The organism is Streptomyces sp. NPDC024698 (genome assembly GCF_055559015.1).
The window spans coordinates 835,591-848,983 of record NZ_JBVHLK010000001.1 but is presented as its reverse complement, the minus strand read 5'-3'; the positions used below and the strand labels follow the sequence as shown (position 1 = coordinate 848,983).

Genomic DNA, 13,393 nt, shown 5'->3' with positions numbered 1-13,393 from the left:
TTACGTCGCCATGGAGTCCAGGAGGCGTACCGTCGGGGAGCTCGTGCGGGAGCGGTGGGGCGACCACCGGCCGGGGCTGTGGTTCGAGGGCCGGGTGATCAGCCATCACCAGGTGGCGGCGGGCGCGGCGGCGCGCGCGGCACTGCTCGCCGAGTCGCTGCCGCGCGGCGCCCGGCCGCACGTGGGGGTGCTGCTCGACAACACCCCTGAATATCCCCTGTGGTTGAGCGCCGCCGCGCTCGCCGGCGCCGCCGTCGCGGGGATCAACCCGACCCGGCGCGGCCCTGAACTGGCGCGGGACATCCTGCACACCGAGTGCCGCCTCCTGGTCACCGAGCGGGCCCGTCTGCCGCTTCTCGACGGACTCGAACTCCCCGGCGTACGCGTCCTGGTGACCGACACGGACGCCTACGCCGAGCTCCTGAAGACCTACGAGGGCGCGAAGCCGGACGACACGGGGGCGGGCCCTGACAGCCGGTTCCTGCTGCTCTTCACCTCCGGCTCGACCGGCGCGCCCAAGGCCGCGATCTGCACCCAGGGCAGGATCTCCGCCGCCGGACGCTCGCTGGCCGACCACTTCGGAGTGCGCGCGGAGGACACCCACTACATCTGCATGCCGATGTTCCACGGCAACGCGGTGATCGCCGACTGGGCGCCCGCGTTGGCGGCCGGTGCGGGGATCGCGCTGCGGCGCCGCTTCTCGGCCTCCGGGTTCCTTCCCGACGTACGGGCCTGCGGGGCCACGTACTTCACCTACGTCGGCCGCGCCGTGCAGTATCTGCTGGCCACGCCCGCCCGTCCGGACGACCGGGACAACCCCCTGCGCATGGGGTTCGGTACGGAGGCCGGCGCGGTCGACGCCGCCGCCTTCGAGAAGCGTTTCGGGACGCGGCTCGTCGAGGGGTACGGCTCCTCGGAGGGCGGCGCGGCCGTCCAGCGCGTGCCCGGCACCCCGGCCGGGGCGATCGGCCGGGCGGCGCCCACGGACGACCTCGCGGTCATCGACCCGGACACCGGGCGCGTGTGCCCGCCCGCCGAGTTCGACGGGGCCGGGCGCCTGCTCAACGGCGACGCGGCGATAGGGGAGTTGGTGAACCGGGGCGTCAGTCTCTTCGAGGGGTACTGGCGCAACCCCGAGGCGGAGGCGGCCCGGCGCCGGGGAACGTCACCCGGACCGGAGGGTGCCGGGCAGGACTGGTACTGGACCGGGGACCTCTTCTACCGCGACGCCGACGGTTTCCTCTACTTCGCCGGACGGAGCGACGACCGGTTGCGCGTCGACAGCGAGAACCTCGCCGCCGCGATGATCGAGAACATCCTCGCCCGGTACGAGGACGCCGCCGGCGTGGCGGTGTACGCCGTGCCGGATCCGGTGGCGGGCGACCAGGTCATGGCGGCGCTCGCGCTGAAGGAGGGCGCCCGTTTCGACCCCGCGGGCTTCGCCGGGTTCCTGCTCGCCCAGCCGGACCTCGGCACCAAGATGGCGCCGCGGTTCCTGCGGATCGTGGACCGGATGCCCGTCACCGCCACCAACAAGATCCACCGGGTGGCGCTGCGGCGCGAGGGCTTCCGCTGCGCCGACCCCGTGTGGTGGCGGCCCCCGGGCGAGCCGTCGTACCGAAGGCTGACGTCGGCGGACACGGACGCCCTGCTGGCCCGGTACCGGGCGCATGCCAGGGAGGAACTGCTCACCCGCTAGGCCGTGATGTCGCTGGGTCCGCCGGCGGCGGGAGGCTTCCCGGCCGCCTTCCGCGGGGAGGATGTCCGGGCGGATGTGCCGAAGGGCCCCTGCGCCGGAGGCCCGGGCCGAGCGGAGAAGGGCGTCGCGTTGCCTGATCGGGGTCGCGGACACGGAAGCCGCGGGGCGAGGCCGGCCCGGCTCCTGTCCGAGCGGGCGGTATCGGTGACGGCAGTGGCATCGGCCGCGTCGACGGCGTCGGCGACTTCCGTGGTGTCGCTCACCGCCCGGCCGAACGGTGCGCACCGGCAGGACGGTCCGACGCCCCCCACCCCACCCCCACGACGGCATCCGAAAGGCAATCATGTCCCCCACACATGACATGCTCGACCGCGGACACAACGACGACCTGCTCGGCTTCGTCAGGGCCAGTCCCTCGCCGTACCACGTGGTGGCGAGCGCGGCGCAGCGCCTGGAGAAGGCGGGTTTCGCGGAGTTGCGGGAGCGGGAGGACTGGACGGCCGGAGCCGAGGGCGGCCGCTATGTCGTCCGCGGGGGAGCGCTGCTCGCCTGGTACGTCCCGCCGGGCGCGCCCGCCGGAACCCCGTTCCGGATCGTCGGCACCCACACCGACTCACCGAACCTGCGGGTCAAGCCCGCGCCGGACACCGGCTCGGCGGGATGGCGGCAGATCGGCGTGGAGATCTACGGCGGGGTGCCGCTCAACACCTGGCTCGACAGGGACCTCGGCGTCTCGGGGCGGCTGGCCCTGCGGGACGGTTCGACCCGGCTGGTCCGCGTCGACAAGCCGCTGCTGAGGGTGCCGCAGCTCGCCATCCACCTCGACCGGAGCGTCAACGACGGGCTCGCCCTGGACCGCCAGCGGCACATGACCCCGCTGTGGGGGCTCGGGGGCCGTGAGCCCGGGGCCCTGCTCGCCCGGCTCGCGGACGAGGCGGGTGCCGAGGCGGCGGACGTCCTCGGCTGGGACCTCATGCTGCACGACATCCAGCCGCCCGGACTCCTGGGCGCCGACGAGGAGTTCATCGTCGCGCCCCGCCTCGACAACCAGATCTCGGTGCACGCGGCGGTCACCGCCCTGGTCGCCGCCGCGGGCTCGCGACGCCCGCCCGCGTCCGTACCGGTGCTGGCCGCCTTCGACCACGAGGAGGTCGGCAGCGGATCGGAGACCGGCGCCCAGGGGCCCTTCCTGGAACGGGTGCTGGCCCGCTCCGTGACCGCCAGGGGAGGTGGCCGCGAGGACTTCGACCGTGCCGTCGCCGGCACCCTGTGCGTCTCCTCCGACATGACCCACGCGGTCCACCCCAACTACGCCGAGCGCCACGACCCGGACCACCGGCCGCTGCCCAACGGCGGCCCCGTGATCAAGGTCAACGCCAACCAGCGCTATGCCAGCGACGGCGTCGGTGTCGCCGCCTTCGCCGCCGCGTGCGAGCGGGCCGGGGTGCCGTGGCAGCCGTTCGTCTCGCACAACGCGATGCCGTGCGGGACGTCGATCGGCCCGATCACCGCGGCCCGGCTCGGTGTCACGACGGTCGACGTGGGGGTGGCGGGGCTGTCCATGCACTCGGCGCGCGAACTGTGCGGGGCCCGCGATCCGGAGCTGCTGACCCGGGTGCTGACCGAGTTCGTCACGGCGGAGCGGACCGGATGACCGGGACATGCGAAAGGCCCCCCACGAAGTGGAGGGCCTTCATTCAGGTGCGCCGCCAGGGACTCGAACCCCGGACCCGCTGATTAAGAGTCAGCTGCTCTAACCAACTGAGCTAGCGGCGCATGACTCTCGCCCACCGCTTGCGCGGTCGGCGACAAAAGAAATACTACCTGGTCCGTGGGGGTGCTTCCGACCAGCCGCGCGCCGGCCGCGCGGGCCGGCTGTCAGATCGCCAGGGAGAGCAGCACCGGGGTCGCCTCGCGGTTCAGCGTGTCCGCGGCGCGGCGGAGCCGGTGGGCGTGTTCGACCGGAAGGGACAGGGCGAGGCAGCCGACGGAGGAGCCCGCCGTGATCGGGACGGCCGCGCAGACCGTGCCGATCGCGTACTCCTGGAGGTCGAGCACGGGCACGGTGGCCGGCTGGGAGTCGAGACGGGACAGCAGGAGCCGCTCGCTGGTGATGGTCCGCGAGGTGAGCCGGGCCATCTTGTGCCGGGCGAGGTGGTCGCGGCGGCCGTTGTGGTCGAGCTGGCCGAGAAGGCTCTTGCCGACGGCGCTGGCGTGCGCGGAGGAGCGGAAGTCGACCCATTCGTTGACCGCGGGGGTGGCCGGGCTCTCCGCGTACTGGGTGACGTGCACCTCGCCGTCGATGTAGCGGCTGAGGTAGATCGCGGCGCCGACCGAGTCGCGCAGGCGGTCGATCGTCTGCTGGAGCTTGTCGCGCAGCGCCTGCTCGCGGCCGTGGGCGGAACCGAGCCGGCCGAGGGCGGCGCCGGTGACGTACGCGCCGTCCGTGACCTGCTCGACGTAGCCCTCCCGGCGCAGCATGCGTAGCAGCCCGGTCAGCCGGTCGGTGCCCAGGCCGGCGCGGCGGGCGAGTTCGGTCGCGGTGACGCCGGTGGTCTGCTGCGACACCGTCTCCAGGACGCGCAGCGCGTCCTGGGCCGAGTGGTACGGCGCGGTCGGCTCGTTCATCAGCGCCACGGTTTCCCCCTGCGCTTCATGGCCCGGCTCAAAAATGACGTCGGCCCGGACGGCTGGGCTCCTTACACGATAACGGCCAAGACGCCGTCCGTGGCGGTCTGTTGGCGAGATTCCTGGTGCGCTCCATGCCTCTCAGCAGGAGCGCACCACGCTGGCATATGCCTAAGGCATGGAACCTCGGGCATGCCCCGGTGGCCGGACCTCGCGCCTTCCCCGGAACACGCCCTCACGCCCCGTGTCCGCTCCCCGGCTTCAGAGGACCGCGCCGAGGAATTCCCTGGTCCGCTCGTGCTCCGGGTCGCCGAAGATCCGCTCCGGCGGGCCGGACTCGATGACATGGCCGGAATCGAACATGAGGACCTGGTCCGAGATGTCCCGGGCGAAATTCATCTCGTGGGTCACACAGAGCATGGTGATGTCCGTGGTCCGCGCGATGTCGCGCAGCACGTCCAGGACGCCCGCCACCAGTTCGGGGTCGAGCGCGGACGTCACCTCGTCCAGCAGCAGGATCTGCGGCCGCATGGCCAGCGCGCGGGCGATCGCCACGCGCTGCTGCTGGCCTCCGGACAGTCGGCCGGGACGCTGGTCGCACTTGTCCGCGAGGCCGACCAGGTCGAGCAGTCCGCGGGCCCGCTCCTCGGCCTCGTCGCGGGACAGGCCGAGGACGGTCACGGGCGCCTCGGTGACGTTCCGCAGCACGCTCATGTTCGGGAACAGGTTGAACTGCTGGAAGACCATCCCGATCTTCTTGCGGACCTCGCGGACCTGCTTGCCCTGCGCGGGGAACAGCCGGTCCCCGGCGACGGTGATCGTGCCCTCGTCCGGCCGGGCCAGGGTCATCAGCAGCCGCAGGATCGTCGTCTTGCCGGAGCCCGACGGGCCGATCAGCGTGACGTGCATGCCGGAGTCGACGCGGAAGTCGAGCCCGTCGAGGACGGTGTTGTCCCCGAAGCGCTTGGTGACCTTGTCGAAGCGGATCAGCTCGCTGCCGTCCACCGGGGGGTTGGCGAGGTCGTCCAGGGGACCGGTCTCGATGTTCGTGTCAGCGGACAAGGCGTCGCTCCAGGGCTCGCAGCAGCAGGGAAGCCGGGTAGGAAATGAGGATGAAGGCCACACCGATGACGGTGAGCGGCTCCGTGAACTGGAAGTGCTGCTGTGAGTACAGCCGCGCCTCGCCGAGCATCTCCAGCACGGTGACGGTCATCAGCAACGGGGTGTCCTTGAGCATCGCGATGACGTAGTTGCCGAGCGCCGGCACCACACGGCGGACCGCCTGGGGCAGGATCACCGCCGTCCAGGTGCGCCGCGTGGGCAGGCCGAGCGCCGTCGCCGCCTCCCACTGGCCGGCGGGCACGCCCTCGATGCCGGCCCGGTAGACCTGCATCGTGTACGTCGAGTAGTGCAGCCCGATCGCGATCACCCCGGTGGTCAGCGCGGAGAACGTGATGTTCCACTCGGGCAGCACGTAGAAGAGGAAGAACAGCTGCACCAGCAGCGGGGTGTCGCGCACGAACTCGGTGGCCGCTCCGACCGGCCAGCGCACCCAGCGCGTCGGGGCGCGCATCAGCAGCGCCCACACCAGTCCGAGGACGAACGAGATCACCGAGCCGAGGGCCAGCGCCTCCAGCGTGACCAGCAGGCCGTCCCAGAAGTGCGGCATGAAGGCGCCGACGGCGTTCCAGTCCCAGGTCATGAGGCACCACCGATCGTCGTCTTCCCGAGAGGTACGGCGCTCATGAGGCGCCACCCCCGCCCACACCCGCACCCGCGCTGGCGCCGGTGGTCGCACCGGCACCCGCACCGGCCGTCGCCGCCCGCTTCGTCTCGCGGTCGGGCCCGCGGTCCGGCGCCTTGCCGACCCCCGCCTTCAGCCGCTTCTCCAGGCCGCGCATGAGCCGGGTGAGAAGGAAGGCGATGACGAAGTAGATGAGCAGGACGTACGTGTAGACCTCCGCGCTCTGCTGGAGGGCGAGCCGCACCAGGTTGGCGCTGAACGTCAGATCGCCCATGCCCATCACGGAGACGAGCGCCGTGCCCTTGAGCAGTTCGACGAGCAGGTTGGAGAAGGGCGGGATCATCTCCGGCACCGCCTGAGGCAGCAGGACCAGCCGCATCCGCTGCCAGGGCGTGAAGCTGAGCGCGATACCGCCCTCGCGCTGGGCCGGGTCGACCGCGTTCAGCGCGCCGCGCACGATCTCGGAGCCGTACGCCCCGTACGTCAGCCCCAGCGCCAGCGTGCCCGCCCACAGCGGGACGAGCTGCCAGCCGAAGGCGAGCGGCAGCACGAAGTACACCCAGAAGATCATGATCAGCGCGGAGGTGCCGCGGAACACCTCGGTGTAGAGGCCCGCGAGAAAGCGGACGGCCCACAGCCGCGAGGTGCGCGCGATTCCCGCGAGGAAGGACATGGCTCCGGCCAACAATGCGCTGAGGAACAGCAGTTGGACGGTGACCCAGATCCCTTCGAGGACGAGTTTCCAGAGTCCCGATGTCATCCGCGGCACAGCTCCTTCGCGGTCATGTCGGTCATCTCGGCCCTGGTGAAGCCGAACGGCCGCAGAATGCGGAAGAGTTCGCCACTCTCCTTCATCTTTCCCAGTTCGACGTTGAAGGCGTCCCGGAGCCGCGTCTCGGGGGAACGGAACGCGAAGCCGCCGCCGTCGACATGGGGCTTGCCCTTGACCAGCGGCGCGAAGGGCCTGGTGCTCTCGGCCTCGGTGGACTTGCGCACCACCTCGCGAACGGTCAGCGCGGTCCCCGCGAAGACGTCGGCACGGCCCGCCTCGACCGCGTTCAGGCCGGCCACCTGGTCGGGCACGATCAGGATGTCGCTCTCCTTGTACCCGGCCTCGACCGCGTACTGGATCTCCGCGTAACCGGTCCCGGTCGCGAACGTGGCCTGCTTCGCCACGACGTCCTTGTAGTCGTGCAGCCCCTTCGGATTGCCCTTGCGCACGATGAACGCGTCGAGCATCTGATAGTCGGGGTCGGCGAAGATCACCTGCCCGCAGCGCTCGGCGTTGATGTACATCCCCGCGGAGACGACGTCGAACTGCTGCGAGTTGAGCCCGGGTATGAGCGAGCCGAACTCGGTCGGCACCGGCTGGACGCGGCGGATCCCCAGGCGCCCGAACACGGCTCTGGCGAGCTCCGGAGCCTCTCCGGTCAGCCGGCCGTCCTTGTCGATGTAGCCGAAGGGGATCTCGCCCGCGATGCCGAGACGGACGACACCCTGCGCCTTCAGCCGGTCGAGGAGATCGCCTCCGCCGGCCGACGACGCCGTGGCCACGCGGCTGCACCCGGAGGCGCCGAGCGCACCGAGCGCCGCGACCCCCGCGAGCAGCGACCGGCGGGTCGTCCCGGGCGGATGTCTGTCGTTTCCCGTAGCGTTCGCATCTGCGTTCCCAAGTGGTGGAGCCATGGGCGCGCGGCTACCCGACACCATGCGATGTATGCGGACCGCTCCCGGCCCCGCCCGCGGCCGATCGCTCCCGACTCACGCGGGACCACGGACCGTGAGACCGGCCGGTCCGCCGAGGTCAGGCCGTCCGGGCCCGGGTTCCCGGGGCCTTCCCCGGGGCGGGTCAGTGTCCCGGCACGTACCCGCGCTTCTTGTCGACCACGTTCGCCAGCGGTCTGCCCGCGGCCCAGCGCTCGTACAACTCCACGAACTGCTCGCCCAGTTCGTCCCGCCAGCCGACCGTGTCCCCGCTCATGTGCGGCGACACGATCAGACCGGGGGCGTCCCACAGGGGGCTGTCACGGCCGAGCGGTTCGTGCCGGAAGACATCGAGGGCCGCGCCCGCGATCCACCGTTTCGACAGTGCCTCGGCGAGCGCCTCCTCGTCGAGGAGCTGCCCGCGTCCGACATTGATGAAGCGGGCCGATGGCTGCATCATCCCGAAGCGCCGGGCGTCGAACATGCCGCGTGTCTCGGCGGTGAGCGGAGCCGCGGACACCACCCAGTCGGCGCGCGCCATCAGCCGGTCCAGCTCCCCGGGACCGTGGATCCCGGTGCGCGGGACGCGGCCCACCAGCGCCGTGGTGACACCCAGGGCCTTGAGCGTGCGCACGATCGCCCGTCCGATCGGCCCCGACCCCACCACACAGGCCCGGGTCCCGGCCACCCGCTGCGACTCCCGGTGCCGCCACGTGTGCCGGCGCTGGAGATCCCAGGTCCGCGGCAGGTCCTTGGCCATGGCGAGGACCAGAGCGGCCACGTACTCGGCGATCGGCCGGTCGAAGACCCCGCGCGCGTTGGTCACCACCGTGTCGGAGGCGGCCAGCTCCGGACACATCAGATGGTCCACGCCCGCACTGGCCGTGTGCACCCAGCGCGGCCGCGGCCCCTCGCCCGGCCACGCACGGCGTACGGCCTGCGAGGCGAAGTCCCACACGAGCAGCACGTCGGCGCCCGGCAGCAGCTCCGCGAGCGTCGACTCGTCGGCGTGCTCGATCCGCACCCGGCCGGTGAGCCGGCCCAGCCGGGGGAGCGGGTCGGCGTCCAGGACGAGGAGGGTGGCCGGGGACGGCGGACGGGACGCTCCGGGGGCCGTACGGGCGTTCATCGGGGAATCCGTTTCGCCATGCGAGTCCGCTTCTCTGGAGATCCTGGAGCGAAATGACCGGGGGAGAGGGGGCCGAGTGAGGGCCGGGGCGGGCCGACGCGTCCGGGATGCGCGGATCGACCACGCTCGCAGCCGAACCTACCGCCGTCAACACGGGCTCGCATACGGTCCGTTGCCCGCCGGTTTCCCGCCACCGCGCCGGCGCCCGCCAAGGCCGTTCCCCTCCGTCCTGCCCGTGGCCGGAGGCGGAAGCGGGGACACCGGCGATCTCGGCCGGCCGGGTGACGAAGTGGGCAGCATTGCTCCGACCGGGTACCCGGGCGGTGGGCCCTCGGCGGCGGTTGATTGATCCGGCCGCCCACAGGGGACCCGTACGTTTCGAAGCGAAGGAAGGCAGGGCATGACCGCACTCGGATTCCTCTACCCCGGCCACGCGGCCGAGGACGAATACCCGCGCATCGAGCAGATGCTCGGCAGCGACGTCCGCCTGACCGTCGTCCACACGGACCCGGGGGACGACGCCCACGGCGTGGACGCGCTCCTCGACATGGGCTCGGCACCCCGGCTCGCGGCGGGCGTCGAGGAGCTGCTCCTGTCCGGAGCGGAGGCCGTGGTCTGGGCGTCCGCGAGTGGCAGCTTCGTGCACGGAGCGCGGGGCGCCCACGAGCAGGTGCGCGGCCTGGCCAAGGCGGCCGGGCTGCCCGCCTCCTCGACGTCCTTCGCCTTCGCGCACGCGGCGCGGGAGATCGGCGCGAGGAGGGTCGCGATCGCGGCCACCTACGCCGACGACGTGGCCGCGCTCTTCGCGGAGTTCCTGAAGGAGGCCGGTACGGAAGCGGTCGCGGTGGGCGGCTCCGGAGCCGTCACCGCCGCCGAGGCCGCCGGCTGGGACTACGCCCGGGTCCTCGCACTTGCCCGCGCGGCGGACCACCCGGACGCCGACGCGGTCCTCCTGCCCGACACGGCCCTGCACACCGCCGCCCACCTCACGGCCCTGGAGAAGGACCTGGCCAAACCGGTCCTCACCGCGAGCCAGGTCACGGTCTGGGAGGCACTGCGCCTGACGGACCGCCGCGTCAACGCCCCCCGCCTGGGCGCTCTCTTCACCAGGGAACCGGTCGTCCAGGCCTGAGACATCCAGCCCCTCCGGCGTTTGAGGAGCGGGGTCCGGGGCCGGGCCCCCAGGAAGGGACGGGCAGGGGCGGAGGGGCGAAATCATCTCCCCTCCGCCCCACCCGGGCGAGCTCCCGTCCCGCGGGCAGGGAATAACCGGAGACACCCTCCTGTTTGCCCGGGGCAGGAGACAACGCGTACGCAACAGGAGGCACCCCGGTGGACGAGACGGCCGAGAGGGACGAGATCCGAGGCACGGCACAGGGCACCGCCCCCGTACCCCTGTCGGTACTGGACCTCGTCACCGTGGGCGCGGGCCGCACCGCGACCGACGCCCTGCGCACCAGCGTCGAGATCGCCCGCCTCGCGGAATCCCGCGGCTTCCACCGCTACTGGGTGGCCGAACACCACTCCATGCCCGGCGTGGCCAGCTCCTCGCCCGCGGTCATCCTCGCCCACCTGGCCGCCCACACGGACCGCATCCGGCTGGGCTCCGGCGGAGTGATGCTCCCCAACCACGCCCCGCTGGTCATCGCGGAGCAGTTCGGCACGCTGGAGGCCATGGCCCCGGGCCGCATCGACCTGGGCCTCGGCCGGGCCCCGGGCACCGACGGGGCGACGGCCGCCGCGCTGCGCCGCACCCAGCGGCTCGGCGAGGGCGCCGACGACTTCCCCGAACAGCTCGCGGAACTCGTCCGCTTCCTGGACGACGACTTCCCCGACGGCCACCCCTACGCCCGGATCCACGCCGTTCCCGGTCCGGTCCAGTCGACCTCTCCCGGCGGAGTCCAGTCCCCGCACCGGCCGCCCGTCTGGCTGCTCGGCTCATCCGGCTTCAGCGCCCGCCTCGCCGGAACGCTCGGGCTCCCGTTCGCCTTCGCGCACCACTTCTCGGCGCAGAACACGATCCCGGCCCTCGACCTCTACCGCGAGTCCTTCCGCCCGAGCGCGGTCCTCGACGCCCCCTACGCCCTCATCGGGGTCGCCGCCATCGCCGCGGACGAGGAGAAGGAGGCCCACCGCCAGGTGCTGGCCGCCGCCCTGAGCATGGTCCGCCTGCGCACCGGACGCCCCGGCCTGGTGCCGACCCCCGAGGAGGCGGAGGCCTACGAATTCAGCGCGATGGAACGGGAGTTCGTCGAATCCTGGAACGCCAACGTCATCCACGGCACCGCCGACGAGGTGCGCGCCGGACTCGACGACCTCCAGAAGCGCACCGGAGCCGACGAGTTGATGCTCACCGGCAACGCGCACAGCGGTGACGTGCGGCTGCGCTCGTACGAACTGATCGCGGACGCCTACGGGTTGACCGGTGACCGGAGCGCTCAGGCCTGAGGGGGCCGGAGTGCTCGGGCCTGAGGGGGCCGGACCGCTCAGGTCTGAGGGCAGGCCGGTGACATCAGGAGCGCGGAGATGCGCTCCGGTGTCACCGGACGGGAGTAGAGCCAGCCCTGGCCGGTGTCGCAGCCGATCCCGCGCAGCCGCGCCGCCTGCGAGGCGGTCTCCACGCACTCGGCCGTGACCGTCAGACCGAGCCGGTGCGCGAGCTGGATGAGCGCCTCGACGATGACCTCGTCGGCCGGGTTGGGGTGGCCCGACGAGCCGTCGGCGTTCTCGTACTGGAAGCCGCGCACGAAGGCGCCGTCCAGCTTGAGCACCGACACCGGGAGCCTGCTCAGATAGGCGAGGTTCGAGTAGCCGGTCCCGAAGTCGTCGATGGCGATGCGGACCCCCATGTCGCTCAGCGCCTGGAGCGCCTGGAGGGGGCGGCCGGCCGAGCCCATCACCGCCGACTCCGTCAGCTCCAACTGGAGGAGATGCGGGGCCAGTCCGGTCTCCGTCAGGATCTTCGCCACGTCCGCCACCAGGTCGGAGTCCCACACCTGGCGCACCGCGACGTTGACACTGACGAAGATCGGCGGGGCCTGAGGACGGTCCAGCTGCCAGCGGCGCGCCTGCCGGCAGGCGGTCGCCAGCACCCAGCGGCCGAGCTGGACGATCGAGCCGTCCTCCTCGGCCAGTCCGATGAACCGGTTCGGTGTGAGGGTCCCGAACCTCGGGTGGTTCCAGCGCACGAGCGCCTCGACCCCGTGCACACCGCCGTCCTCCATACCCACCAACGGCTGGTACTCCAGGGCGAATTCACCCCGGTCGACGGCCGCGCGCAGCGTGGACGACAGGGCCTGGCGGGTCATGCGGTGCGCGTTGCGCTCGGGGTCGAAGAGCGTCCAGCGGCCCTTGCCGTCCGCCTTCGCCCAGTACAGCGTGGTGTCCGCGGCCTGCATCAGACCGGTCGCGGTGGTGCCGGCGGCGCGCCGCTCGACCACCCCGATGGACGCCGACACGGACAGCCGCTGTCCCGACAGGTCGAACGGCGCCTGGAGCGCCTTCAGTACGGACTCGGCGAGGTCCGCGAGCTGGTCGGTGCCCGTGGAGTCCTCGACGAGCAGCGCGAACTCGTCCCCGCCCAGCCGTGCCACCAGCGGAGCGGCCGCCCTCGTGACACCGGCCTCCTCGGCGCAGCGCGTCAGGCGTTCCGCGACGGCCGCGAGCAGCCGGTCCCCGACCCGGTGGCCGAGCGTGTCGTTGACCGCCTTGAACCCGTCCAGATCCAGATAGCAGAGCCCGATCCGGCCGGTGCCGCACTCCTCGTACGCCTCGGCCTCCAGGGCCGCCGACAGGCGCTCGAAGAACAGCACCCGGTTGGGCAGCCGGGTCACCGGGTCGTGCATCTGCAAGTGGCGCAGCCGCGCCTGGAGTTCACGCCGTACGCCGATGTCGGTGACCGAGATCAGGACCGCCTCCTCCTGCGCGGGCAGCGGCGCGATCGTGACCTGCGCCCAGATCACATGGCCGTCGGGGTGCTTGAGCCGGCGGGTGCAGCGCAGCCGGGCCTGGCTCCCGGCCAGCATCTCGCGGTACGCGTGCCAGGTGCGGGGGTCGGAGGCGAGGTCCACCAGATCGGCCGCCCGCCGGCCCACGAACGTGCCCGCCCGGGCGCCGAGCAGCGTGCCCAGTGCCTCGTTGGCGGTGACGACCTGGCCCTCGCGGTCGACCACCGCCATCGCGAGGGGGGCGGTGGCGAAGGCCGCGTGGAAGGTGCGGAGTGACGTTCCGTCGGGGACCGCCAGGGGTGCGGGCGTCCCGGAAGGCGGCCCCGGCGCCACGGACGGTACGGAGGGGGCGAATGGGCCGGGAGAGGTCCCGGCGGACGGACGAGAAGACGTGTCGACGTGACGCTCTGTGACAGCCGGCCGGACGAGGTCTCCCGCGGGCGCCGGCCCTTCGGACGTTCCGCTCACCGCTCGCTCCCGCAGTGCACTCGTTCTTCGTATGGGTCTCTCGGGGCGGTCGGCCGGTGATGGGCGGCCGCACA

11 protein-coding genes and 1 tRNA gene are annotated in these 13,393 nt (G+C 72.3%); 4 read left to right on the top strand and 8 right to left on the bottom strand.

Going from position 1 to position 13,393, the window contains the following annotated elements:
• Positions 1–10 precede the first annotated feature (10 nt).
• Positions 11–1,699 carry a long-chain-fatty-acid--CoA ligase gene (locus tag ACZ4AA_RS03630; RefSeq protein WP_467594568.1) on the top strand — a complete coding sequence of 563 codons (1,689 nt, stop codon included), beginning with the start codon at positions 11–13 and terminating at the stop codon, positions 1,697–1,699.
• Positions 1,700–2,042: 343 nt separating this feature from the next.
• The gene (locus ACZ4AA_RS03625; protein ID WP_467594564.1) at positions 2,043–3,353 is read left to right on the top strand and encodes a M18 family aminopeptidase; all 1,311 of its coding nucleotides are present in this window, start codon (positions 2,043–2,045) and stop codon (positions 3,351–3,353) included.
• Between the two features lie 48 nt (positions 3,354–3,401).
• Here ACZ4AA_RS03625 and ACZ4AA_RS03620 read toward each other — a convergent pair.
• The 7 genes from ACZ4AA_RS03620 to ACZ4AA_RS03590 all read right to left on the bottom strand — a co-directional run bounded on the left by ACZ4AA_RS03620 (position 3,402) and on the right by ACZ4AA_RS03590 (position 8,904).
• A tRNA-Lys gene (locus ACZ4AA_RS03620) sits at positions 3,402–3,475 on the bottom strand.
• 102 nt (positions 3,476–3,577) lie between these two features.
• Complete coding sequence (locus tag ACZ4AA_RS03615) at positions 3,578–4,336, bottom strand: IclR family transcriptional regulator (RefSeq protein ID WP_467594561.1); 759 nt, start codon at positions 4,334–4,336, stop codon at positions 3,578–3,580.
• A 252-nt stretch (positions 4,337–4,588) separates the two neighbouring features.
• Positions 4,589–5,371 carry an amino acid ABC transporter ATP-binding protein gene (locus ACZ4AA_RS03610; protein WP_467595137.1) on the bottom strand — a complete coding sequence of 261 codons (783 nt, stop codon included), beginning with the start codon at positions 5,369–5,371 and terminating at the stop codon, positions 4,589–4,591.
• Positions 5,372–5,378: 7 nt separating this feature from the next.
• Positions 5,379–6,029 carry an ectoine/hydroxyectoine ABC transporter permease subunit EhuD gene (gene ehuD / locus ACZ4AA_RS03605; protein ID WP_467594557.1) on the bottom strand — a complete coding sequence of 217 codons (651 nt, stop codon included), beginning with the start codon at positions 6,027–6,029 and terminating at the stop codon, positions 5,379–5,381.
• Between the two features lie 40 nt (positions 6,030–6,069).
• Positions 6,070–6,831 carry an ectoine/hydroxyectoine ABC transporter permease subunit EhuC gene (ehuC, locus tag ACZ4AA_RS03600; RefSeq protein ID WP_467594554.1) on the bottom strand — a complete coding sequence of 254 codons (762 nt, stop codon included), beginning with the start codon at positions 6,829–6,831 and terminating at the stop codon, positions 6,070–6,072.
• The gene (gene ehuB, locus ACZ4AA_RS03595) at positions 6,828–7,757 is read right to left on the bottom strand and encodes an ectoine/hydroxyectoine ABC transporter substrate-binding protein EhuB (protein ID WP_467594551.1); all 930 of its coding nucleotides are present in this window, start codon (positions 7,755–7,757) and stop codon (positions 6,828–6,830) included. The genes ehuC and ehuB overlap by 4 nt, the downstream gene beginning before the upstream one ends.
• A 163-nt stretch (positions 7,758–7,920) precedes the next feature.
• Complete coding sequence (locus ACZ4AA_RS03590) at positions 7,921–8,904, bottom strand: D-2-hydroxyacid dehydrogenase (protein WP_467594548.1); 984 nt, start codon at positions 8,902–8,904, stop codon at positions 7,921–7,923.
• 400 nt (positions 8,905–9,304) lie between these two features.
• Between ACZ4AA_RS03590 and ACZ4AA_RS03585 the strand changes: the two genes are divergently transcribed.
• Positions 9,305–10,036, top strand: a complete 732-nt coding sequence (locus tag ACZ4AA_RS03585) for a maleate cis-trans isomerase family protein (RefSeq protein ID WP_467594545.1) — start codon at positions 9,305–9,307, stop codon at positions 10,034–10,036.
• A 200-nt stretch (positions 10,037–10,236) separates the two neighbouring features.
• Positions 10,237–11,352, top strand: coding sequence for an LLM class flavin-dependent oxidoreductase (locus ACZ4AA_RS03580; RefSeq protein ID WP_467594542.1), 1,116 nt, complete (start codon positions 10,237–10,239; stop codon positions 11,350–11,352).
• Positions 11,353–11,390: 38 nt separating this feature from the next.
• On the opposite strand, the gene ACZ4AA_RS03575 is transcribed toward ACZ4AA_RS03580, so the two are convergent.
• Positions 11,391–13,319, bottom strand: a complete 1,929-nt coding sequence (locus ACZ4AA_RS03575) for a putative bifunctional diguanylate cyclase/phosphodiesterase (protein WP_467594539.1) — start codon at positions 13,317–13,319, stop codon at positions 11,391–11,393.
• Positions 13,320–13,393 lie beyond the last annotated feature (74 nt).

Bases quoted from the DNA above. Each gene is read 5' to 3' on its own strand.
- ACZ4AA_RS03630 (WP_467594568.1), top strand. From the start codon at position 11: ATGGAGTCCAGGAGGCGTACCGTCGGGGAGCTCGTGCGGGAGCGGTGG.
- ACZ4AA_RS03625 (WP_467594564.1), top strand. From the start codon at position 2,043: ATGTCCCCCACACATGACATGCTCGACCGCGGACACAACGACGACCTG.
- ehuD (WP_467594557.1), bottom strand. From the start codon at position 6,029: ATGACCTGGGACTGGAACGCCGTCGGCGCCTTCATGCCGCACTTCTGG.
- ehuC (WP_467594554.1), bottom strand. From the start codon at position 6,831: ATGACATCGGGACTCTGGAAACTCGTCCTCGAAGGGATCTGGGTCACC.
- ehuB (WP_467594551.1), bottom strand. From the start codon at position 7,757: ATGGCTCCACCACTTGGGAACGCAGATGCGAACGCTACGGGAAACGAC.
- ACZ4AA_RS03590 (WP_467594548.1), bottom strand. From the start codon at position 8,904: ATGAACGCCCGTACGGCCCCCGGAGCGTCCCGTCCGCCGTCCCCGGCC.
- ACZ4AA_RS03585 (WP_467594545.1), top strand. From the start codon at position 9,305: ATGACCGCACTCGGATTCCTCTACCCCGGCCACGCGGCCGAGGACGAA.